Origin of the sequence: Microcoleus sp. bin38.metabat.b11b12b14.051 (genome assembly GCF_013299165.1) — a bacterium.
Taxonomy (GTDB): Bacteria; Cyanobacteriota; Cyanobacteriia; order Cyanobacteriales; family Microcoleaceae; genus Microcoleus.
Genome location: NZ_JAAFKD010000001.1, coordinates 548,700 through 572,044, shown reverse-complemented (window position 1 = coordinate 572,044; position 23,345 = coordinate 548,700). Strand labels below are relative to the sequence as shown.

Here is a 23,345-nt window from a genome sequence, read left to right as displayed (position 1 = left end):
CTTTCTCTGTCCCTCCTTCTTCCTTCTTCCTTCTTCCTTCTTCCTTCTTCCCTCCTTCTTCCTTCTTCAGCCACATTCGCAACCGCTGTTTAAATGAAACATAATCGATGACGACAGAGTTGACCATACTGGAGTATTGATTTCAGCTTCTCGTAAAGCTTCCGCCGTCCAATCGTTGCAAGTCCTCAAAATCGAGTAACTGCCTTTTGATTCAAAAAAACTGTCACTGTTGTAGTAGCCATAGCTAATTTTTATTTTGTTAGCTCCGGCGTCCAATAGGAACGAATTTTTAATAAAATTTACCATATTTAGATAGTGTTGTCCACTAATTTTAACAGATTTGGTATCTATATTTTGGGGAATAACCTGATAACCTTGAACGTGGAGCGTAGATGGAGTAGGTATAAATAGTGCGTTGAAAGCTATAACTGGGTTGATGGTTCCTGATGTGGGAGTTTCCAGCATAAAAGCTCTATCTCCCCAACCAAAAGATAAATATTTGTACTCATGATTAGCGTCCCGCCCTATTTTTGTTAGCGGTAAATATTGATTCCAGTTAAAATATTGATTTTTAACTGGAACGATGATTTCGGTGTGGATGCCTTGGTTAGAAACTTGTACGCTAACTGTGCAATTTTTTTGCGAGGAGTGTTCCCACTTTCGGGGAGTCAGGTAGCCGATCGCACCAAGGATAGCAACTAGACATAAATTAAGAATACAAATGTGGCAAATTAATTTCTTATTGAACATTTTAGTTATTTTAAGGTTGGTAGTAAGGACTTTAGTTTTTAATAATCTTAAGAATAAGGACTGAAGTCCTCACTACGAACCTTTGAGAATAAGGACTGAAGTCCTCACTACGAACCTTTGAGAATAAGGACTGAAGTCCTCACTACGAACCTTTGAGAATAAGGACTGAAGTCCTCACTACGAATTGTTTTCAAAGGGCGGGCGCTGCTTCTTTGTGGGAAAGAATTGTTGCAAAGCTGAATCCCGCTGTTCAGGCGTTTCTTTAGCCCAACTCGACAAGCTTTCATAGAAAAAGAACGAAACCCCGGCAAAATTTCTTTTGCGGACTTCTTGGACTTGCTCTTGAATTTGTTTAAGCGGAACCGGATTGTTTTTCAAACCTGTTAAAATCCCGATCGCAGTTGGGATGTGTGCTTTAGCTAATTTGACTTCTTCTCGTTCCAATTCAGCATTAAAACGCTTGATGTCATTGCGATAAATCTGCAAGACAATTTCTTCAATATAACCGCGTCTTTCCCAGCTAAACCAGTCCTGTAAATGTGCCGGTAGCGCAAAGTGCAGAGGATTGGGAGATAAGCTGATAATACATTTTTGTTTGCGGGATTTGATTGCTGTAAAAATTCGCGCCATAAAGTCGTTAATTCTATCGGCGCGCCAGCGTATCCAGAAAGTTTCACGGGCGTCGTTGGACGGAGGGCTTTTGATTTGTTCCTGATACATTAACACTGTTTGCGGCTCATAGCCAAATTCTACTGGCAAACCGAAGTGATCGTCAAATTGAATACCATCTAAATCGTAATTGGCAACAAGTTCTATGATTAAATCTAAGATAAACTTTTGAACTTCTGGATGAAAAGGATTGAGCCAAACTCGATCGTGCGTGCCTTCTTTCCAAATAGTTGAACCGTCGCGCCGCCGCGCCAACCAGTCGGGGTGCAGTCGGGCTAATTCCGATTCGGCTGGCGCCATAAAGCCAAACTCAAACCACGGGATGACTGCGATACCTTTCTTATGTGCTGCTGTGATAATTTCTTTGAGGACATCTCGCCCTTTTAATGTTGGTGTGGGATCGTTTAAATATCCAAATACTCGTTTTGTGACACCGCTGGGATGAATGGTATAACCCCCTTGCCAAACTGTAGGATAAATGGTATTAAAATTTAGTTTGTCTAGTCTATTTACAGCATCATTTATGTTTTTTTTAGAAAAAATAACGTCGCTGTCAATGTTAGTCAGCCAGATGCCGCGCAATTCGGTTGTTGGAGTTTTGGGCGGAGTTTGAGCCTCGATTCGTGGGGAGAAAATGGCGGCGGAGGTAAGGGCGATCGCAAAAACAACTATTAAAGCCAGTATCCGCCACCATTTGTGCAGTTTAATCATCATTTTTCGCAAACACCACAGCTTAACATAATACTGTAATGTTCGCACTACGCACCTTACTTTCTTCAACCCACGGAGGTGGGTTTTGTCTGTATAGTCGCGGTTTCAACCGCCGAGTATTTCTGCGATCCCCTTAAGAATAACCCGGTAATTTCATCACTTGGCGGTAGTGCGATTCAATCTCGCTCACCATCGGCGATTGGCGCTTGCTACTCCACTGACTGCGATCGAATAATTCCCGCCTCAAACCATCAACATCAATCGTTTTTACCTTACCTTCAGCGACAATTTGTTTGCCGTTTACCCAAACACTGTCTACCGCATTAGTCGGGCGTCCCAAAATTAGCAAGCCGATCGGATCGGTGCGTGGCAACAATGATAAACTGGTTAAATCGTACAGCACAAAATCAGCTTTTTTTCCAACAGTGATCGAACCCATTTCATCGCCGAGATTCAAGCCTTTTGCTCCGCCCAGCGAGGCCATTTCTACAGACTGGCGCGGTGTAATCCAGTGGCGGTAATCCAAATCCGTGATATTGTGCAAAATCGAACCAATTTTAATTGCTTCCAGCAAATCTTGCCCGTCGTTGCTAGCGGCGCCGTCGCAACCAAAAGATACGTTAACTCCGGCTTGGCGGTATTTCAAAATTGGTGCAATTCCGCTTCCCAAGCGTAAGTTGCTGAGGGGATTGTGTACGACAGTCGCTTGAGTTTCTGCCATAATCGCTATGTCGGAATCGTCTAGCCACACGCAGTGCGCTAAGGAAGTGCGCGGACTTAAATAACCGATTTGTTTCAGGTGTTCGACAGCGCTACAGCCGTATTTTTCGTGAGCCAACTGTTTTTGAGCGGGCGTTTCTAAGAGGTGGGCGTGCAGGCAAAGATTATAGCGATCGCCAAAATCGATGCAGCCTTCAAATAAAGCATCCGAACACAGTTGAATCCCCGTCGGAGCAAGTAAAACATTAACACCTTTTTCGGGATTATGAAACTCTTTAATTGCAGACTCCATTAACTCCAAAGTTGCCTTTGTCGAGCGAATGTAAGCCGCGTGTTCGATGCCGCCATCGCCCGCAGGCATTCCGGCTGTCAGGGATTCATCTTGAATTAACGGCCCGATAAAAGTGCGGATGCCGATTTCTTGATATGCGCGAACTGCCGCGGCGATTGTCTCTAATTCTTGCCCCGGAATCAAAACTAAATGATCGACTACGCTGGTGCCACCCGATAGCAATGTTTCTACCGCAGTACCCAAGGCACTCAAGTAAACTTGTTCGGGATCGAGAGGCGTGAAATCGTACAATTCGCCAATCCACAACTCCAGCGGTAAAGGAGGAATAATCCCGCGCTGCCACATTTCCGAAGAGTGCGTGTGCGCGTTGACAAAACCGGGCAACAGTAGCTTATTTTTGCCGTCAATTACTATTCCTGTAGGAGCTAAATTCTGGGCGATCGCACTTATGCAGTTATCTGCCACTTGCACGTCTGCGGTTTCATAACCGCTCTCAACCGCAATTAAAGCATTTTGAATGGTAAAGCTCACAGATTTACGCCTTCTAGTGAATTCACATCTATTTATATTTTAGTATTAAATTATCTTCTTTCATCTCGTTCTCCGCCTTTTAAATCTCGTTTAATCTCCTTACCAGGCTATGCCTGGGAACGCATATAAGTGAGGCTCTACCTCGTCGGCGCTTTATTGGAGGCAGAGCCGCCTGCAAGGGATTCTCAGGCACAGCCTGGAAACGATAAAGACTCTAAAAATAGCATATTAAACTAATTTTTGCATAACTTATGTTAAAGTTAATAAATCCTAAAATTTATCAAAATAGTTATCTCGGATACTTAATCTTAGCAAAGATTTAAGATATGACAAGTTAACAACAATCAAATAGTTCTAAAATTAAAAGAGTTTTCAAGTAAAAATTAAGATGAATCCTGAATCTCTCCGCACCTTGGGCGTGCCGCCGAATGCTTGGAAAGTTGATGCTAAAATTGCCGACATCACCCGATCGCCGATCGCGCCTCAACCTCTTACTCTAGAGACAGAAACCAAAACCCTGCGCTTGGATTTAGCAAAAGCAGCAATGTTGGTGATCGATATGCAAAACGATTTCTGTCACCCCGACGGTTGGCTAGCACATATCGGCGTCGATGTAACACCCGCGCGCACTCCAATTGATCCTTTACAAAATTTACTACCAAAATTGCGATCGCACGCCGTGCCAGTTATTTGGATAAACTGGGGAAACCGCCCGGATTTACTCAATATTAGTGCAGCTTCCCGCCACGTTTACAATCCTACGGGCGACGGCGTAGGCTTGGGAGATCCGCTACCCAAAAACGGCGCATCTGTTTTGATGGCGGGGAGTTGGGCGGCCTCCGTTGTCGATGAATTGGAACAGAAACCAGAGGATATTTGTGTAGATAAATATCGAATGAGTGGCTTTTGGGATACTCCTTTAGATAGTATCCTGCGAAACCTGGGAAGAACTACACTTTTCTTTGCAGGAGTAAACGCCGATCAGTGCGTCATGGCTACCCTGCAAGACGCTAATTTTCTCGGTTACGACTGTATTTTAGTCAAAGATTGTACAGCTACCACATCTCCAGAGTATTGCTGGCAAGCTACTCTTTATAACGTTAAACAATGTTTTGGTTTTTTGTCTGATTCTCAGGCTATGTTAGAAGCAATTAAATAGGAGTCATTGGTCATTGGTCATTGGTCATTGGTCATTGGTCATTGGTCATTGGTAATAAACTTGGGAACTTGATCGACGGACTAATGACTCTTGGTTCTCATTAATGACAGCAGAAACATATAGCAACCGTCCGTGACAGTTAGGAAGTTATTAATTACTAAAACCCAGGGTTTTCTTCTTCCTTCTTCCTTCTTCCTTCTTCCTTCTTCCTTCTTCCTTCTTCCTTCTTCCTTCTTCCTTCTTCCTTCTTCCTTCTTCCTTCTTCCTTCTTCCTTCTTCCTTCTTCCTTCGGCCATAACAACTCACAAATAACCATAAAAAAATGACAAATCAGTGCATGATTCCTGTGATGAAATCTCCTCAAGATTACCAAGCATTTCGCATCAGCCCAGGAGATACGAATAGATTAGCAATTGTATTCGATCCAGCAACCGCGAATGTTTCATTAACTGTTTGCGTCGAGATTTTCGATGCGGGTGGTAAAACTCCTCCGAACCGCCATCAATTGGCAGTAGAAATGTTTTTTGTACTCAAAGGCAGGGGGCAAGCAACTTGCGACGGCAAAACAGTTAGTATTAAACCGGGAGATAGTTTGTTAGTGCCTCCAATGGGAACTCACGTCATTGAGAATACAGGTAGCGAACGTTTGTACACTTTGTGTATCATGGTGCCAAACGAGGATTTTGTCGAACTAATTCGCAGCGGTACACCAGTCGAACTCGATGAAGAAGATTTAAGAGTTCTCGGGCGATCGGATGTGCTGGTGGCGTGCTAAGTTGGTAGTCATGACTTTAGTCTTTTCCTTAATGATTAAAGTCTTGACTGCAAACTTTTTGATGATACAATGATGATATTCGCAGTTAAATTGTAGCGGGAATTTTCCCTATCAATTTTATTACCCATTCTCCATTAAACCTAAAACCCATTTAACTATGAGCGTTATCTTTCACATCACCCGCAGCCAACAGTGGGAAGAAGCAAAACAAGTGCAATCCTATCGCGGAGATACGCTAGATACAGAAGGATTTATTCACTGTTCCACTTTACCGCAAGTTCTGAAATCTGCAAATAAGTTTTTCGTGGGACAAACAGGATTGCTGCTGCTGTGGATTGACTCGGACAAAGTAGAATCTGAACTTAAGTATGAATTTGCCGCAGGTGAGGATTACCCGCACATTTACGGCCCGCTGAATGTGGATGCTGTGTTGAAAGTTTTTGAGTTTGCAGCGGGTGCAGATGGCAAGTTTGAATTGCCGACAGAATTAACGGAAAGTACAAATTGACCTATCTCATAAGTTTTTGACTGATAGATTAACCGCCCATATAAGGCAATACGGTTCACTTAAGACAGTTCACGGGAAAAATAATGTGACAAATAGACGCTGCGATTGCCGCGCGTGGACGCTCGCAATGACAAATAAACCTTAAGTGAACCGTATTGCCATATAAGGCAGATTGACGGAGATTAACGCAGATAAATGTAGACGCATTTACTGATTGTCGCGGGGCGGGTTTATAGATATTTGGGATGTGCATTACAGATGGTTTGTGAACCAGCCCCTACCAATATTGTTGTGGCGATAGTTGCCAAATCTCAATTAATATTAACCAACTCGGTCGCCAATTTCAGCGCATCTTCGCGAGTGGCAATTCTCCCCTCCACTCGCGCTAATTGAATCTCCATTAACAATTGACCAATTTGCGGACTTCTGGGCAAATTTAAAGATTCCATTAACTCATTGCCGCTAACTAATTGGGTGGGATGAGCAATAATGTCATCAGCATCGAGATAGCGATTAATTAACAGTGAAATATCATCCACAGAAACTCCCGCAGCCACCGCTAAAACTGCTAAAACAGGAAATACTATTCCGACATCCCGAAACAAAAAATACTGGTCTCGTAAGGACATTTCTGCAATCGGTTTTGCTTGCAATTTTGGCAAGTATTTCAAAAGCTCGATCGCACTTTTAATCTCTGCATTACTATACTTCAACCGCAGCAACTCGGTTTCAGCGATTGTCGGATCGGAATTTGCCAAAATAGCTAACTTCCCAACTGCCAACAACGGCGTTTTAATTGTATCGCGAATCGATCGCCCAAACTCTCTCTCCAACTCCGGGTAAATTGTCGCCAAATCAGCAGCACAGGAGTCGATTTTTGTCAAGATATCAAAACGGTCGATCGCACTTGCAAACCAAATCGAAAACAAACCATCTTCGCAACCCTTGCAAATCCAAGGAACACCGTGATTATTGCTCAACAAATAACCCAATTCTGTCCGCACCCGTTCCACCGCCACCCGACTCAACAACGGCGCTAATTCTCGAATCGCCGATTGTGTTTCCGGCTCGATCGCAAAACCCAACTGTGCCGCTTGACGGTAAGCTCTTAATAACCTTAGCGGATCGTCCTCTAAATTCGATCGCGAAATCATTCGCAGCAAACCCAACCGCAAATCAGTTTGACCATCCAGAGGATCGATGATTTCTCCAGTAAAAGGATTGCAGGCGATCGCATTTATCCGAAAATCCCGGCGGTGCAAATCCCCCTCCAGAGTCCCCCCGAAAGCCTCCGCAAAATCCACCGTACCGCCCGCAAACACCACCCGCGCAATCTGTCTTTCCGCATCCAACAAGACAAATCCGCCTTTCGTGCGATCGGCAATTTTTCGAGCAGTTTTCACCGCCCGTGTTAGCATAACGAAGTCTAAATCAAAATAGTGCGATCGGCGGCCCAGCAGCGCATCCCGCACCGCGCCGCCCACCAAATAAACAGGCGGTGTCAGCAGTTCCAAATCGAACGGCCAAGTTTCAGGAGATAGCGTAGGTGGCAAACTATTCGACATTGCAACAAAAATAAATAAACTTACACACAATAAAGCTCTTGCTACGCTAGATTAACAGAAAGCTCGAAATTCACCAATCTTTTTGAAATGCACAGAGGATATCAAGAATGTGTATTTGTATTAACTGCCACTATGTAGATCGCTGCTTCACCTACCACGCCGTAGAAGGACAGCACGAACAAATCCACCTCACCGAAACCCCCGATTTCGACCCCGTAGAACCCACCATCAACGTCAACATTCGCTCCCACCAAGACGAAGTAGAAATGGAATGGGATGTAGTCGGGTGTGAAAGTTTCAAGCAAGAGACCGGCAAATGGGCAAAATTGCGCCCGGGCGAACTTGTACCAACTTGATCGAGAAGGAAGAAGGAAGAGGGAAGAAGGAAGAAGGAAGAGGGAAGAAGGAAACAAATAAAACGCGCTGCTTTTCTTGTTTCTTCTTTCCCATCAATTCCCCATTAGCAATTAGCAATTACCAATTCCCAATTCTAAAATTCTCAATTCCCAATCTGAAATCTAAAATCCAAAATCTAAAATCAAATGTCCTATTGCTTAAACCCAACTTGTCAGAATCCGCAAAACTCCGGTGATGCTGAATTGTGCCAAAGTTGCGGCTCAAAATTGTTGTTATCTAACGAACAATCGCCATCAGCATCTCGCTACCGTACCATAAGAGCGATCGCACAAGGAGGCTTCGGCAGAACTTTCCTAGCAGTTGATCAAACCAAACCGCCGATGTTTTCGCAGTGCGTCATCAAGCAATCTTTCCCGCAAAATACCGCAGCCGCCCAAGCCGCCCAACTATTTCACCAAGAAGCAGCCCAGCTAGAAACATTAGGGAAACATCCCCAAATCCCCGAATTAATCGCGTATTTTGAACAAGATGGGAGACAATATTTAGTACAAGAATTTATAGACGGCAAAAATCTCGCCCAAGAATTAGCGCAAAAAGGAGCATTCACCGAAAATCAAATTCGGCAAATCCTTAACGATTTATTACCAGTCCTCCATTTCGTCCACAAATCGAAAGTCATTCACCGCGATATCAAACCCGAAAATATCATTCGCCGCCGACTATCTCCCGCGCCTTTACCCGCCTTAGAAAATTCCTATCAACCCTCTCCTTTCCAAAAAGATATCGTTTTAGTAGACTTTGGTGCAGCCAAAAAAGTAACAGCAACCGGATTGCCACAAACTGGTACAATCATCGGCAGCGCTGCTTATACAGCCCCAGAACAATTGATGGGAAAAGCAGTTTTTGCCAGCGATATCTACAGTTTGGGCGTTACTTGCATTCACTTGCTGACTCACATTCCTCCCTTCGACTTGTTCGACAGCGCCGAGGATTCTTGGGCTTGGCGCAATTATTTGAAGAGTGCTGTTAGCGACGATTTCGGCCGCATCCTCGATACGATGCTTCAAAGTGCCACCAATCGGCGCTACAATTCAGCCTCCGCAGTCATCCGGCAATTGAACCCCAAACAGGTGTATTTAGAGGGGCAGCCTGTGTTAGACGCGCCGGAAACCCCCGCAGAATCCAAGCCTGCGCTGTCACCGATACCGTCGCTGTTCAGTCTGGAACAGCAAGCCGAAATTCAGCAAGCTTTGCAAAGTGCGATCGCCCCGTACAATGTTACAATCCAAGTCAGTCAAGCCAAGCAAAAGCTAAATATCGTCATCAACCGAACCGAAGACAATCCCATTTACTATCCGCACTTATCCCAAATAATTGCCACCAAACTCACCGATTTACAGTTAAACAAAGTCGCAGCCATTAAACTTTTGGGCAGAGTCAACAATTCTCGCGTCCCCGAATGGAAAGAAGTTTTGGAAACCGATCCTAATATTCAATTTAGTAACAAAAGCTGGCAACGGCAAGACAATCAATTAGTCAAGCCAATCGCCCCTGTTATTACCGAAGAATTTTTGCTCTCGGTGTTGAAAACTAAAAATTTCTGGATAGACTTACTAATGTTTGCTTTAGTTTGGTTTATCTTTGGTTCTCAAATAGTAATTTTTAATTCTGGGTTCGCGCTAATAATTTCATTGGGTTTTATGGTAGTCAAGTATCAAGTTTCTGAAAACAAAGAATTTGCGAATAAGATTTTATTTGCCACTTTAGTAGTGCTGTTTCTCATAACTGGTAGCATGGGTAATTCCAGGATTTTAAATACGGGAATATTTGGCGTCCTTTTGGGTTGCTTGGTTGTGGCTTTACCTCTGTTTTTTGTTAAGGAAAATTATCAATAATCGTGAATAGCAATCCCCAAGACGGAACCTCAGTTAAAAAATACGGCTTAGCCCTCCACACGTCAACCCCCGAATTAGGTTTAGCAATCAGCAATTTTTCCGGCAATTCTCGCTGTCAAACTTGGAATTTGGGCCGGAGTTTAGCAACGGATTTGCATCAGCTTTTAGTAGAGTTTATCCAGCCGCAAACTTGGGCAGATTTGGCTTTTATTGCAGTAGCAAAAGGGCCCGGAGGTTTCACGGGGACTCGCATGGGTATGGTGACGGCGCGGACTTTGGCTCAACAGTTGGATATTCCGGTTTTTGCGATTTCAACTTTGGCGGCTGTCGCTTGGTTGGAACCCCCCCAACCCCCCCTTGCTAAGGGGGGGCTTTTGAGCGAGGAACCACCCCTTGGTAAGAGCGAGGAACCCCCCCAACCCCCCCTTGCTAAGGGGGGGCTTTTGAGTGAGGAATCCCCGCTTGTTTTGGATATCGCGCTGCAAATGCCTGCACAGCGGGGGCAATTATTTGGTGCTGTTTATTCAGTTAATAAGAATTCTGGTGTAACTGAGTTATTTCCTGATACGGTAATGATGGCGGAATCTTGGCAGGAAAAGCTGGAAAGTTGGGAAAATTCCTATCAGTTGATTGAAGTTGGTAGCGAGTTGGGTGCGTCGGTTTCTGGTGTGTTGGAATTGGCTTATTTAGAGTGGAAAAAAGGAAGTCGGCCTGATTGGTTTGATGCTTTGCCTTATTACGGTCAACATCCTGTGCGGGGAAAATGAGCCGATTTTAGATTTTGGATTTGGGATTTTAGATTGAAGAATTGGGAATAATTGATGAATTAAATATTCGTAGGGTGTGTCGCTACGAAAAATCCTCAACAAAGAGCGACAATCTCATGGCGACGCACCTACACAATGCTGGAGTATTCGTAGGGTGTGTCGCTACGAAAAATCCTCAACAAAGAGCGACAATCTCATGGCGACGCACCTACACAATGCTGGAGTATTCGTAGGGTGTGTCGCTACGAAAAATCCTCAACAAAGAGCGACAATCTCATGGCGACGCACCTACACAATGCTGGAGTATTCGTAGGGTGTGTCGCTACGAAAAATCCTCAACAAAGAGCGACAATCTCATGGCGACGCACCTACACAATGCTGGAGTACACAAGTCTTGCTTTCACTCCGCCCAAGAATCTTGCGTCAAAAATCTGTCAAAATTGTATAAGGTGCGTCGCTGTCAGATTGTTGCTCTTTGTTGAGGGATTGTCTGTGGCGACGCACCCTACAAATACTGTTAGATGAGTTTTGGTAATTTGTATTTTCGGGATAAAATGCTATGAATTTTGGAGTTGGTGTGGCAATTTTTAAGGATTTGTGAATGAGTTTTTTTATTGAACCGCGAAGGCGCAAAGGGCGCTAAGGAAGAGAAGAGAAGATTTGAGAGAGAGTTTTTCTGGTTTTTTATTTGAGGGCGATACAAAGTTCGAGGCAAAATGTTAATGTCAGCGAATCTGGGTTTTCGGTTCGCAATTGCTCGATTTCGTCGGGATTGCAACCGCGAGATTCCATAAAAGCGAGCATCCAGCTAGTTACTGTGTCGATATCAATATATTTTGCTCCGAGACATTCGGGGCAGGTTTCTGTGCTGACTGTGCCTGTGCCGCCACACTCGGGGCAATCCCAGTGGGTGTTTATCGCATTGGACTCGATTAGGCTGTTGCTCATTTTAGCAAAAAGTTCGATCGCACTACCAGCTCATTTTAGCAATTTCTTGTCTGGGAGTTCCCCAATCCAAGCTCAACAGCGTCCACTATATGGCCATACGGTTGACAAATAGGCTTTTGAGGAAGTTGAAATCGCGACTTTATAGGCAATATAGACATTTTTGGCAATTCTGATTATTCTTAAGTCAACAGTATTGCTATATAACATTTATGAACTGAAACTTATGACTTTTATGAATTGACTTTAAGCTCAGCCTGTTTTACTATATGAATTAACTGATGTTAGTTAGCCGTATTCATGAAAAAAACCTCCCGGGTATTAATAGATGGAAAATCGACTGACTCAAACTCAACTAACGCAAATAGTCGCTGAAGTACAACGCCTTTCTAACCTCCGAGAAGCTGAACTTAATTCCGCAGAAGTCACACAAATTTTGGAGGAATTGGGCTTGCCTCCTGAGTTGCTAGATGAGGCTTTAATCCAGTTGCAGCGCCGGGAAGCGTTGGCACAGCAGGAACGTAGAAATCGGTGGATTGCTGGAGGAGTGGCTGCGGTTGCTGTGGGGACGATCGCATTTACCGGATTTTTCATCCAACAAAGCCGACAAGCCCTAGATCGGGTTTCAGTCCAACAAAACCGCATAACTTCGGTGCAGGATGATGGTGGTAATTTAACAGTTGTTTCCCGCCAAAATAATCCCGAAATATTTTACCGCGTTACTCTAAAAGATGCACCACTAGGCAAAAAACTCTCGCTATCTTGCGATTGGATAGATCCCAGTGGTCAAGTTGTCAAACAAAACAGCTATCAAACTCGCGAAATCGACAAATCTATCTGGAATACTCAATGTCGTTACAAGATTGGTACTGCTGCTGTTACTGGAAATTGGCAAGTTAAAATGTTTGTTGAAAATCGGGCGATCGGTAGTAAATCCTTTGAAGTTAAATAATCTCCAACAACTCGCCTATGGATAAATTATAACATGGGAATTACGAACAAACCGCGTCAATTTGTAGGATACTGGGGCTGCGATTCTCGTGAGAAATTGGAGGCGCGACTGGCGCAAATTATCAAGCAATCTGCAACAGAAATCCCAGTCCAACAAGTCGGCGATTCGTCTAGTTTGTCCGCCGCAAGGCACGAAAATTACCCAATTTGGAATGTAGCGAGCACCGAGTGCGATCGCCCGCAGCACCTGCAAACCGAAAAATGTGATAAAACTTGGCAAATCGCTGCCCTCTCAGCCTCTGGACTACCGACATATCCATCAACCAACGGTTTGCTGTTACCTGATACCTGGGTAAATGTCCGCGAAAATAGCCTAATTTTGGGACGAGAACCCTTCGGGCGAGTCACACTTTACTGGACGCAAATCGAGCAAACTATTTGGTTTGCATCGAGTTTACAACTGCTGTTAAATATTTGCAAACAACGGGATGTTAGCATTCCAGGTTTGTACGGTTATAGCTGTTTCTCCTACGTCCCAACTCCCTTAACTCCCGTAAAAAATGTGTTCGCAGTTCCCGCCGGAACCGAATTGACTTGGAAGTGCGATCGAGATAGCGGTGTTATTTCCGAACCCCAATCTAAATGCTTGTTGGAATGGCGAGAAAGTTCAGAAGAAATAGCAGACGAAGCGGAAGCAATCGCCCAATTACAAAACTTACTTAAAAATGCCGTTGAACGTCAGATTTTCGATATAAATAGTAATGAAACTGTCGGAGTATTTCTCTCAGGCGGTTTAGATTCCTCAATAGTCGCAGCATTATTAGTCAAAGCCGGAGTCAAAGTCCGCGCTTATACTCTCGACTTCGGCGAGGCGGGAATTCCCGAATATCCTTGGGCGCAACAAGTTGCTTACTTTCTGAACATTCCCTTAGTCAAAGTAGATGCGAGCCCACAGCGGATTAAACAAGTCTTGCATTCTGCTGTGAAAGCTTTAGATTTGCCCTTTGGTGACGGAGTTACAGTCCCGCTGTACCTGTTAAATGAGGCTGCGAGTCAAGAATGTGCGATCGTTTTTAACGGCGAAGGCGGCGATCAATTATTTGCTGGATGGACGAACAAACCTTTGATTGCAGCCGCTGTTTATCAAGCAGCAAATCCCGCCGGAGACCAAACTTTTGCCCTGCAATATATGCGAACTTTTCACCGCCTTTGGGGATACGAATCTAAAGTTTATCAGCCAGAATTTTACACTAACATTCAGAATATCAGCCCTCAAGATTGGCTGTTAGAGGCTCTTAATCCTGCTGTCAGTTCGTCTTTGCTGCATCGCCTCCGCCGCGCGGGTTTGATGCTCAAAGGGGCGCAGAACATCCATCCGCGCGCTGCTAATTTGGCTTTGGCTTTTGGTCTGAAAGTGCGATCGCCCTTTTGCGATTTTGCCCTCACAGACTGGACGTTTCAACTGTCGGGAGAACTGTGTTTGCGGGGCGCTTGCGAGAAATACATCCTCAAACGGGCGGTAGAAAATTGGCTACCTGCGGACATAGTTTGGCGAGAAAAGCGCGGTATGGGCGTGCCGTTAACCTCCTGGTGTTTTAACGAATTTTGGCATCAAATCGGCGACTGGTTGAATCCCGCCGTGTTGCTGTCACAGAAACACTGGAAACCAGATTTAGCGGCTCAACTTATCTCCGGCAAATTCGCAGCCGGAATTCAAGGCCGGCGCATTGGCGAGATGATTTGGCTGTTGGTGATGTGGCAAATTTGGCGATCGCAAATTTTAGATAAAAATGTCAAAAATAAATCTTGGAATCATCCGTTTTGGTTGCCTCGCCAGGTTTGGAATTACCGCCAACGATGGGCGGAATAAAATTCAATACAGTTTAATTAAGCCCGATCCCCCCTAGCCCCCCTTGAAAAAGGGGGGAACAAGAAATTACTCAAAGTCCCCCTTCTTAAGGAGGATTTAGGGGGATCTCCGAGGATTTTGGTTCTACACAGAGATGTGTGTACATGGTAGCTTAAAAAGAGGGGAGAAAGACTCTCAAAGTCCCCCTTCTTAAGGGGGATTTAGGGGGATCTCCGGGCAATAAACAGCGTTAACTGACTTGATTAAACAAACACCTAATTTACCATAATGCCAACAATTACAAATCGCAAATCAACTCTCAAAGAACCACCTTTCACTCTTGCCCTAGCCCAAGAGTTATTAGCTACCTATGGTTCGCCACTATATGTTTATCAAAGCGACATTTTGCGCCGAACTATTGCCCGGATTACCAAGGCTATTGACTATCCACGAACTCAATTTTGTTTTGCCAGCGTCACCAACGGTAGCATCGCCCTGCTGCAAATTTTTCGGGATAGCGGGTGGGGATTACACGCCAATACACCGGGAGACATTTATTTAGGAATCAAGGCAGGTTTCGCACCCAAAAATATTGTTTATAGTGGCAGCAATCTGCACCGAGATGAGATGGAACAAGTTCTCAAATGGGGTATCAAAACTCTGAATTTCGACAGTCTCGCTCAATTGCAGTTGTGCTGCGAAGTGTACCAATCTCTGGGGGAAAACCAACAGGCTTTAGAACCGCCCAGTATGGGTTTGAGGCTGAATTTGCCCGAATTAACGGGGGAAAGTCGCATTGGAGTGCGATCGCCCGAATTGACTGAAGCAATTGCGATCGCCAAAACAGCCGGATTAAAGCTCAGCGGCTTGCATTTCTATCGCGGAACCGGCACTAATTCCACCGCAGCCTTTACTCAAGTAATTGATACAATAATTGCCACAGCCCAGCAATTGCCAGATTGGGAATATCTCGATTTTGGTGGTGGCTTTGGCTATCCTTACCACGGCGGTACAGCCTTTGACTGGGAGCTATTTGGAGCGGAATTAACCAGCAAAATTAGTCAACTAGACCGCGCCATTGACTTAATAATTGAACCAGGAAGAGCCGCCATAGCGGGATGTGCTACTTTGCTCGCTCAAGTTGTCTCCACAAAATGGCAGGAAGCAAAACAAATTGTTGGTGTAGATACGACTGTAGCCAATCTGTCAGTACCATCGGTTCATGGCGGTTATCGAGAGATTTGTACTTGGAATTCCCGGGATGCTTTACATCTTACCGATGTTTGTGGGAATACCACTTATTCGCGGGATTATTTGGGGAAAAACTGTCAACTTCCGGCTTTGACAGTTGGAGAAATTATTGGTATTTTAGATGTGGGAGCTTATGGTTATGCGATGTCGTCGCACTTTTTGCACCGCCCCAAACCTGCGGAAGTGCTGTTGGAAAATGGCGGGCATCGGCTAATTCGCCACAGAGAAGATTACAGTATTTTGTTAGCAAATCAAGTTTTTGAATAATCAATAGGAGCTTTTTATGAAGTGCATTAACTGCCAAACTGACAATAAGTTAAAAGAGCGCACAGCCTGGGGCGGTCGCTGTTTCAAGTGTCGCCATCAGTTTGCTTTTGAGCCGACTGCGATGACTGGTGTCAAAATCACTGACCCAATGTTTGCCAAGGCGATCGCTAATATTTCTGTTAACGATACGCTGTTTTTTACTCCCCGACAGTTATTTTACTTTTTAGACCAGCGATGGAAGTTAAAAAATGTTGATTTTTTACACACAGTTCAAGGATACATAATGATTAATATACCATTTGGTTTCTTGGCTGCTCTCTGGGCATTGGTATTGAAAGAGATATTTATTTTCGTAATGTTGGCAATAAACAGTTTATTGGTATGGAAGACTTTTGTTGCGAGCCGTTCTGCAAAACATCTGTACAAACACCGCCAGATTTTTGCCGAGACTTTGCAAAATTGGGGAAAAATAGTTTTGGTTTGCGGAATCGGTATTAGTCTGTTATCAAGTTCATTTCTGCTATTTTTGGTGAGTTGTGGCCTCGGAATATTAGCTATCTACTTGGGAACCAGAAAAATTGAAAATCAACCTGCAAAAAGTCAAGAATTTACTATTGACTCAAACCAGTTTCAAGATTGGATTAAGACTTGGAAAGAAATTAACTCGTTGACTAAACTGTTGCCAGATCCCCGCGATACAAATGAAAATGCCGCCGTCAGTCCCGATGTCAGCGCTTACAGTTTTGATAGATTGGTTGTGTGCGATCGCCCGGAAATTGCCCAATTTTTAATCACCAACAATTTTCACTTTGAAAACAACTGTGCAATCCTCTGTGTTACCGGATATCCTCAAAGTATCTTCGACACAACTATGGAAATGCTGCGCCGCAATCCCGACTTAAAAGTGTACGCTTTGCATGATTGCAGTCCCAAAGGACTTGGTTTAGTTAACCAGCTACGCACGAGTCCTAATTGGTTCCCAGATAACAGCGCGATAATTATTGATATCGGATTGTTACCAAGGCAAATTATTGCAGGTGGCGATAATATGTTTGTTTTAAGTTCCAAGCAAAATGCACAAGATGCTGCACAATTACCAGCAGAGATTCGCCAAGATTTATTTTCTGATGAATTGAAATGGTTGGAATTAGGTAATTATGTGGAACTGGAGTCGTTTAGTCCTCAAAAATTGATTCAGATTCTGAATCGAGGAATTGCTGGGAGTCGAGATTTGGGTAGCGATGATAGTAGTTTAATTCTGCTAGGTGGTACGGAAAGTTCTATCTATGTTGTTGATAGTTTTGGTTGAAGATGGGACGTATGGTTGAAACCAGGTTTACAAAAACGAAGATGATACGGCGGTTGAAACCGCGTCTACACAAACAATGTCCGCCTCCGCGGACAAAGAGAGCATAATATAATCTTCACCGCTCATTCTTCAACCCGCGGAGGCGGGTTTTGTTTCTGTAGATGCGATTTCAATCGCCCAGTCTTTTGCTGAAAAGATATTACTTATTACCTTGCAGCCAAAGTTCTAAACTCGTCAACAGCCACAACTTAACGCCGTAACGCCCCCAAGTATCTCCTTCATAATCTAACCATTGAGCAATTAAAGATTGATTAAAATAAGGAGCAATAGCCGCTCTTTTCGACAGCAACAAACGCCTAGCCTCCCGATGCCAAAATTTCTTAAATCCCAACTGTACCGGAACCAGCATTCCGCTTTTGGGCCTGTCCAAAATTTGAGCCGGCAACAAATTTGCCACCGCTTCTTTTAATACAGCTTTTTCCACAACTCCCGATAGTTTGTACTCCGGCGGAATTGTCATGCTCAAATCAACAATTCGCTGGTCAAACAGGGGCGATCGCCCGTGCAAGCCCGCAGCTTGAGTCAAGTTGTTTACTTTGGTCAAAATCTGGTCTGCACCCTTAAATTTGATATTTAATGCCATTAATCGATTCAGATAATTGCCGCTAGCATTCAAATCTGCACTAAATACCGAAGGTTCTGTTTGCATCGCAGCCCAAATTTCCGGTTTTAACAGTTGAGGCAAATCTGCGGCGCACTTTTGAAATGACAGCAAATATGCTGGTAGCGCATCCAAATTAGTGACAGAATTGTACAAGCTATTCATTAACATTGGTTGATTTTTTGGCCCGCCAAAACAGGGATCGCCGCCTTCGCCGTTCAGAATTACTTCGACGGATTCCCGCGCCATTCTTCCTAATAACAAGTTTGGCACTGTTAGCGGATCGCCGATCGGATCGTCTAAGTAACCTATAGTCTCTGGTAACTTTTCCCACATATCCCGAAAGCTAATTTCTAAAATGTGGTGTTCAGTTTGGCAATGTTCGGCGACTAAACTGGAAAACTCTAATTCGTTGGCGCATTCTTCGCCAAAATGAATTGAGTAAGTGTGAATTGCCCGATCGCAAAATTGAGCAGCTAAGGCGGCGATACAGCTAGAATCTAACCCGCCGGAAAGAAACACGCCTACAGGTTGATTTGTTGGCAAATATTCTCGGACGATTTCATCTAAAAGAGAGCGCAATCTCGCGCCGTGCCATTCTAAAGATTGTTCAGCTTCAACAACTTGTTCTCGCAGTTCCCAGTAGGCCGAAATTGTCTCATCAGGCAAGCTTAAAACGCTTCCTGGGCGCAGTTCTCGGACTTGTTGCCACAGGGTACGATCGCCCGGAACGAACGAACAACAGAGGTAATCTCGCAGGGCTACGAGGTCGATCGCCCTTGAGTGGTATTTTGCGATCGCCCGCAGTTGAGGCGCAATCCAGCGAGTCTCGCCAACAGTAGTGTAGTAGAGAGTACGCGCACCCGTGCGATCGCGCGCCAGCCGCAAAACCTGCAATTCCCTATCCCAAACCGCAAACGCAAACATACCCGCCAGCAGCGGCAAGCATTCAGCGCCCCAGCATTCCCACAGTTGAGCGATTAATTGGCGATCGCACCCTTGCCAACTACTCGCAGAAATGCCCAATTTTTCCAGTAATTGCGATCGGTTACTCAGCCAAATATCGCCAACAATCACAAATTTTTCTGAGGGGCTGACAACTATCTGAACATTAGGATTAGAGCAAATAATCGCAAGTTGATTTTCTCGCCACGCTGCATCATCTGCGATTGCATCTATTTTTCCCCAAGCTATCCGCCAACTTGAGGCAAATTCAACCAGAGGATTTGGAGGAACTGATATTTTTTGTTTTTGGCTACCATTGTAATTCAGAAATGATTTTATTTTGTTCATTTTTGCGAGCTTAATATTATTCCAAATAATATCAATCTTACCAAAAATGTGCAATTATTCGCCTTCTTTCTTAGTCTGCGAAGGCGGACATTGTTTGTGTGCCCGTAAACTCTGCGAATTCTATTCGCAGGTTTGTAGTGAGGACTTTAGTCCTTATGAATGCGGACTAAAGTCCTCACTACGAACCTAGAAAAGTTTATCGCCCGCTAGCCAACGCCTCCCCTAATTTGCGATCGCGCGACTTCTCTGCAAGCTGTGGAGTAGCCATCCGCAACACAAAATCTAGCAACCAAGGCGCAATTCTGTGACACCAAACTGCTAAATGACTTTGAGATCCTACCAATATTTCCGGCGCATCTTTGTGCAAACCCGCGACAAGGGCGAGAGCAACTTTTTCGGGAGTTGTCGGTACTACCCAGCGGAATTGCTGCAAGTCTCGCACCATGTCGGTATCTGTCAGAGATGGTAGCAAAGCTGTGACTCGAACATTGTACTGAGTTAACTCACTACGCAAAGCTTGGGTGAATCCCAAAATGGCGAATTTGGTAGCAGAATAAGTTGCCATTGTGGGAGCAGCTATTTTGCCCATTAAGCTCGAAACATTGACGATTGTTCCGTCTTTTTGAGCCGCCATTCGCCTCGCTATTAAGCGGGTAATTGTGTAAGTTCCAAGCAAATTCAAGGCGATTTCTTCCTCAATTAACGGTAGCGGGGAACGCAAGAAAGATGCTTGGTGTGCAACGCCCGCACAGTTGACTAGCAGGTGAATTGGGCCGTTATCTCGCCAAGCTTGGGCGATCGCAATATTCACCGCCACTGACTGAGTTAAATCCAACGCTAACGGCACTACTTCTGTACCAAAAACATCGATTTCCTCAGCCAATTCGATCAACTGGTGGCGGTTGCGTGCTACAATCAGCAAGCGTTTGATTCCTTGGCGTGCTAATTCCAAGGCGATCGATCGCCCAATACCACGCGAAGCACCTGTAACAAGAGCTGTTTTTCCTTGAAGCTGCATAGATTAAACCCTTTGGATTTGAATCTCACCGTGCACGGAGTTATAAGTTGTGAGTTATGAATTTTGTGGAGTTAACTCAAAACTTTTGAATCGCCAACGTACACGTGAGTTGAACTAAACTTTGATTCGCCAGAAATTTATCAGGAATCTGGTAAGTCAACCTCATTCAAGCAGACAAACCTGAGATGGGAGAACAAGGTGAGAAATTATACCGACTTTGGCTGAATTTCTCTCTTTCTTAAGTCTCGCATTGTGCGGACTTTATTGGTACAATCGCGAATTCATTCGCCTGGATTGTTGTATCTTCAGTCTGCGGAGGCAGACTTTGGTTGTGTAGCCGCGAATTCATTCGCCGAGGATATTCGCCAGGGATTCACCAGAATTCGCCGGGATTTTTCAACAATGTAGAGCATAAATTCCATACCTCCTAGATATGAGTTTTTCGTCTCCATACACACAGTAACAACGGGATCGATAAGCCGCAACAATTTTTAATAAATCTTCCGCAACACTTATTTACAATCTTCTCACACAGCCGATTTCCAAGTACCGTGAAAGCCCAAAGGTATGACACCAGGCAATTCTAACGTACAAATAGGCGGGCTAGAAAGTCCATCGCTGTCAAATATCCAGACTTCGCTTTTATCAGAATTGCCGTCGTAAACAACAGTCAAAATCCAACCTTTCTCGGACGAAATATCTGGAACGTATATGGGCTCTGCGGGATAGCGATTTTCGCCGCAGTCGGCAATTGTGAGATTGCGGGTTTTCGTGTCCAAACGGGCGATCGCCCCGTAACGTTCTGCTACAATATCAACGTCAGCGCGATACATTGCCAAATAGATATACCGCGAGTCTTGGCCAATTTCTGAAGCAGGTACAATCGGAAACTCGCAAGCTTTATCCAACAATTCTTCTATTCCTGTCACTTTTCCAGTTACAGCATTGAGATGCACTCGGCAAAGAGTACCCTCCGCATCGGTGCAAGTTTCACCTGTCGCCACTTCCTTAAGTCGCTGATTAGTTTTTAAGTCCGCATAGCGCACAAAATCAACGGCTACCTCACCATCTTCGGTGACAAAACCATTAGCAAAATGCCACTGAAACCAAGCATCGGTTTCGCCGCGACTAACTAAAGAAAGAGTTTCCGAGTCAAAAACTAATATCTGAGTTCCTAACTCCGGTTTCCACTCAAATGAGTCGCCATAACTGCCAATTCCTGCTAAGACTGGCGCTATATTTAGTCGCACTGGTGGCACAAAAAATATCAGATATTTGCCAGCAAGTACAAAATCATGCAACAGCGGAATGCCATCTAAAGCAACTATTGCTTTGTTAACAATTTTGCCTGTAAAATCGCTTTGATAAACATTCAACTTTGTACTCAAGCCTGGGGTAATTCCAAAGTTAAAAATATTCCCAGTAATCGGGTCGCGCTTGCAATGAGCAGAATAAGAAAATTTACTATTTGAATTGCCTAAATTGTCAATTCCCTGAGTTTCCAGAGTTTGTAAGTCCAGGCTATGAGGCGCGCCACCTTCCCACAGTGCCAAAAGGCGATCGGGCAAAGCTAAAACAGAAGTATTAGCAGCATTCTTAACTTTTTTAGTCCACCGTAACAAAGCAGGGCCCGGCGCAGTCATGCCGTAATTAGTGTATAGAAATTTATTAGCTTTTTCCTCAGCTTGATATCCCGCTGTTTGCACGTAGCGATAAACGGCGGTAGCACCAACATCGGTAAAATTCACAGCCAAAATTGCACCATCGCCGTCAAACCAGTGTCCCGCATTTATGCCGCCACGTTCCAAACGTGCGGGCCCGTTGCGGTAGAGAGTGCCGCGCAATCCGTCTGGAATTTGACCAGTTTTAACCGATAGCTGAGTTAGCGGAAATTCCGCAGCAGGAGTGGCTAAAGCTTGAGCCCAGGATTTTTTAGCTGAGATTTTACTGGCTGTTTTCATTGGAAACTGGCAATTTTGAGTTAATGTAGCGGAAGTTTTATTATACAATTATACCACAAATCACTTAACATATATGAGTCTCCCGCGCCGCTATCTGCTGAGAACTTTTGGGCTGACTGCTATTGGTACTCAGCTTTTGCCGTTAGCGAAGCCCTTGAAGAGGATCGCCCAAAACAACCTATTTTCCAAAAGTGCGATCGCACCTCCCCGCCTCAAAGTCGGCGATACAGTCGCCTTAATCAATCCCGCCGCCTTCAACTACGCAAAAGAAGTACAGCAATTCTTTAAAGTCCTAGATAACCTAGGCTTGAAAGTTAAGATAGGAGAGCATTTTTATGACCGTTACGGCTATCTAGCAGGCAAAGATGCCGATCGCGCCGCCGATGTCAACGCAGCCTTCGCCGACGACTCAGTGCAAGCTATTTTTACCGGGATGGGCGGCTGGGGCTGCGCTCGCATCTTGCCGCTGCTTGATTACAATACAATCCGCAATAATCCCAAAATTATCATGGGATTTAGCGATATTACTGCCCTATTATTAGCAATTAATTCTCAAACTAATATAGTTACTTTTCACGGCCCTTTAGGTGTATCAAGTTGGAGTCCATTTACAATAGATTACGTCAAAAAAGTTTTGTTTGAGGGAGGTTCTGTGACTCTCCAAAACTCCAAAACTATGCCCGTCGAAACCATCCGGCGCGGCACAGCTAGGGGAAAACTAATCGGTGGCAATTTATCAGTAATCTCAACAATGCTGGGTTCAGCTTATTTGCCAGAGTGGGAAAACAGTATTTTGTTTGTCGAAGAAGTTAGCGAAGAGGTTTACCGCATCGATCGAATGTTGACGCAGCTCAAATTAGCGGGCATTCTCGATAAAATATCCGGTTTCGTTTTCGGACAGTGCACCAAGTGCGAGGCTGAAAAACCCCAAGAATCCCTCACCTTAGCTCAAGTCTTGACAGATCACATTCGCCCCTTGAATATTCCCGCGTGGTACGGTTCAATGGTAGGGCACATTCGGGATAAGTTCACTTTGCCGATCGGGCTGAAAGTAGAAATTGATGCCAACTCCGGTACAATTAAACTCTTAGAACCCGCAGTCAAATAATTTGTTTAACTCCCACCAACCACAAACCAACCA

20 protein-coding genes are annotated in these 23,345 nt (G+C 44.5%); 11 read left to right on the top strand and 9 right to left on the bottom strand.

Annotated features, from left to right (window positions below):
• Positions 1-66: 66 nt before the first annotated feature.
• The 3 genes from QZW47_RS02570 to QZW47_RS02560 all read right to left on the bottom strand — a co-directional run bounded on the left by QZW47_RS02570 (position 67) and on the right by QZW47_RS02560 (position 3,673).
• Complete coding sequence (locus QZW47_RS02570; RefSeq protein WP_293123322.1) at positions 67-750, bottom strand: TIGR02117 family protein; 684 nt, start codon at positions 748-750, stop codon at positions 67-69.
• Between the two features lie 177 nt (positions 751-927).
• On the bottom strand, positions 928-2,133 hold the full coding sequence (locus tag QZW47_RS02565; RefSeq protein WP_366930790.1) for a glycoside hydrolase family 10 protein: 1,206 nt from the start codon (positions 2,131-2,133) through the stop codon (positions 928-930).
• Positions 2,134-2,263: 130 nt separating this feature from the next.
• Positions 2,264-3,673, bottom strand: a complete 1,410-nt coding sequence (locus QZW47_RS02560) for an amidohydrolase (protein WP_293123319.1) — start codon at positions 3,671-3,673, stop codon at positions 2,264-2,266.
• Between the two features lie 388 nt (positions 3,674-4,061).
• On the opposite strand from QZW47_RS02560, the gene QZW47_RS02555 reads away from it, so the two are divergent.
• Complete coding sequence (locus tag QZW47_RS02555) at positions 4,062-4,832, top strand: cysteine hydrolase family protein (RefSeq protein WP_293123316.1); 771 nt, start codon at positions 4,062-4,064, stop codon at positions 4,830-4,832.
• 157 nt (positions 4,833-4,989) lie between these two features.
• On the opposite strand, the gene QZW47_RS02550 is transcribed toward QZW47_RS02555, so the two are convergent.
• Complete coding sequence (locus QZW47_RS02550; protein WP_293123313.1) at positions 4,990-5,148, bottom strand: hypothetical protein; 159 nt, start codon at positions 5,146-5,148, stop codon at positions 4,990-4,992.
• Between the two features lie 6 nt (positions 5,149-5,154).
• Here QZW47_RS02550 and QZW47_RS02545 point away from each other — a divergent pair, with 6 nt between their 5' ends.
• Both QZW47_RS02545 and QZW47_RS02540 read left to right on the top strand, forming a co-directional pair.
• Positions 5,155-5,607: a cupin domain-containing protein gene (locus QZW47_RS02545; RefSeq protein WP_293123310.1), complete on the top strand. Its 453-nt coding sequence runs from the start codon at positions 5,155-5,157 to the stop codon at positions 5,605-5,607.
• 157 nt (positions 5,608-5,764) lie between these two features.
• Positions 5,765-6,115, top strand: coding sequence for a DUF952 domain-containing protein (locus QZW47_RS02540; RefSeq protein ID WP_293123307.1), 351 nt, complete (start codon positions 5,765-5,767; stop codon positions 6,113-6,115).
• Positions 6,116-6,426: 311 nt separating this feature from the next.
• Here QZW47_RS02540 and QZW47_RS02535 read toward each other — a convergent pair whose 3' ends face one another.
• Positions 6,427-7,680, bottom strand: coding sequence for a CCA tRNA nucleotidyltransferase (locus QZW47_RS02535; RefSeq protein ID WP_293123304.1), 1,254 nt, complete (start codon positions 7,678-7,680; stop codon positions 6,427-6,429).
• Between the two features lie 107 nt (positions 7,681-7,787).
• Between QZW47_RS02535 and QZW47_RS02530 the strand changes: the two genes are divergently transcribed.
• The 3 genes from QZW47_RS02530 (at position 7,788) to tsaB (ending at position 10,699) form a co-directional block, all read left to right on the top strand.
• A complete protein-coding gene (locus QZW47_RS02530; protein WP_293123301.1) occupies positions 7,788-8,036 on the top strand; it encodes a Ycf34 family protein in 249 nt (82 codons plus the stop codon).
• A 186-nt stretch (positions 8,037-8,222) separates the two neighbouring features.
• Positions 8,223-9,932: a serine/threonine-protein kinase gene (locus QZW47_RS02525; RefSeq protein WP_293123298.1), complete on the top strand. Its 1,710-nt coding sequence runs from the start codon at positions 8,223-8,225 to the stop codon at positions 9,930-9,932.
• A 2-nt stretch (positions 9,933-9,934) separates the two neighbouring features.
• Positions 9,935-10,699, top strand: a complete 765-nt coding sequence (gene tsaB, locus QZW47_RS02520) for a tRNA (adenosine(37)-N6)-threonylcarbamoyltransferase complex dimerization subunit type 1 TsaB (protein WP_293123295.1) — start codon at positions 9,935-9,937, stop codon at positions 10,697-10,699.
• A 684-nt stretch (positions 10,700-11,383) separates the two neighbouring features.
• On the opposite strand, the gene QZW47_RS02515 is transcribed toward tsaB, so the two are convergent.
• The gene (locus tag QZW47_RS02515; RefSeq protein ID WP_293123292.1) at positions 11,384-11,647 is read right to left on the bottom strand and encodes a hypothetical protein; all 264 of its coding nucleotides are present in this window, start codon (positions 11,645-11,647) and stop codon (positions 11,384-11,386) included.
• A gap of 325 nt (positions 11,648-11,972) precedes the next feature.
• Here QZW47_RS02515 and QZW47_RS02510 point away from each other — a divergent pair, with 325 nt between their 5' ends.
• The 4 genes from QZW47_RS02510 (at position 11,973) to QZW47_RS02495 (ending at position 17,271) form a co-directional block, all read left to right on the top strand.
• Positions 11,973-12,596 (top strand): DUF3859 domain-containing protein, encoded by a 624-nt coding sequence (locus QZW47_RS02510; RefSeq protein WP_293123289.1) that lies wholly within the window; start codon positions 11,973-11,975, stop codon positions 12,594-12,596.
• Positions 12,597-12,629: 33 nt separating this feature from the next.
• The gene (locus QZW47_RS02505) at positions 12,630-14,465 is read left to right on the top strand and encodes an asparagine synthetase B (protein ID WP_293123286.1); all 1,836 of its coding nucleotides are present in this window, start codon (positions 12,630-12,632) and stop codon (positions 14,463-14,465) included.
• Positions 14,466-14,732: 267 nt separating this feature from the next.
• Positions 14,733-15,962, top strand: coding sequence for a decarboxylase (locus tag QZW47_RS02500; RefSeq protein WP_293123283.1), 1,230 nt, complete (start codon positions 14,733-14,735; stop codon positions 15,960-15,962).
• Positions 15,963-15,978: 16 nt separating this feature from the next.
• Positions 15,979-17,271 (top strand): hypothetical protein, encoded by a 1,293-nt coding sequence (locus QZW47_RS02495; RefSeq protein WP_293123280.1) that lies wholly within the window; start codon positions 15,979-15,981, stop codon positions 17,269-17,271.
• Between the two features lie 199 nt (positions 17,272-17,470).
• On the opposite strand, the gene QZW47_RS02490 is transcribed toward QZW47_RS02495, so the two are convergent.
• The 3 genes from QZW47_RS02490 to QZW47_RS02480 all read right to left on the bottom strand — a co-directional run bounded on the left by QZW47_RS02490 (position 17,471) and on the right by QZW47_RS02480 (position 22,204).
• Positions 17,471-19,225, bottom strand: coding sequence for an asparagine synthase-related protein (locus QZW47_RS02490; RefSeq protein WP_293123277.1), 1,755 nt, complete (start codon positions 19,223-19,225; stop codon positions 17,471-17,473).
• A gap of 196 nt (positions 19,226-19,421) precedes the next feature.
• The gene (locus QZW47_RS02485) at positions 19,422-20,243 is read right to left on the bottom strand and encodes an SDR family NAD(P)-dependent oxidoreductase (RefSeq protein ID WP_293123274.1); all 822 of its coding nucleotides are present in this window, start codon (positions 20,241-20,243) and stop codon (positions 19,422-19,424) included.
• A gap of 527 nt (positions 20,244-20,770) precedes the next feature.
• Positions 20,771-22,204 carry a carotenoid oxygenase family protein gene (locus tag QZW47_RS02480; protein WP_293123271.1) on the bottom strand — a complete coding sequence of 478 codons (1,434 nt, stop codon included), beginning with the start codon at positions 22,202-22,204 and terminating at the stop codon, positions 20,771-20,773.
• 73 nt (positions 22,205-22,277) lie between these two features.
• On the opposite strand from QZW47_RS02480, the gene QZW47_RS02475 reads away from it, so the two are divergent.
• Positions 22,278-23,312, top strand: coding sequence for an LD-carboxypeptidase (locus QZW47_RS02475; protein ID WP_293123268.1), 1,035 nt, complete (start codon positions 22,278-22,280; stop codon positions 23,310-23,312).
• Positions 23,313-23,345: the final 33 nt, after the last annotated feature.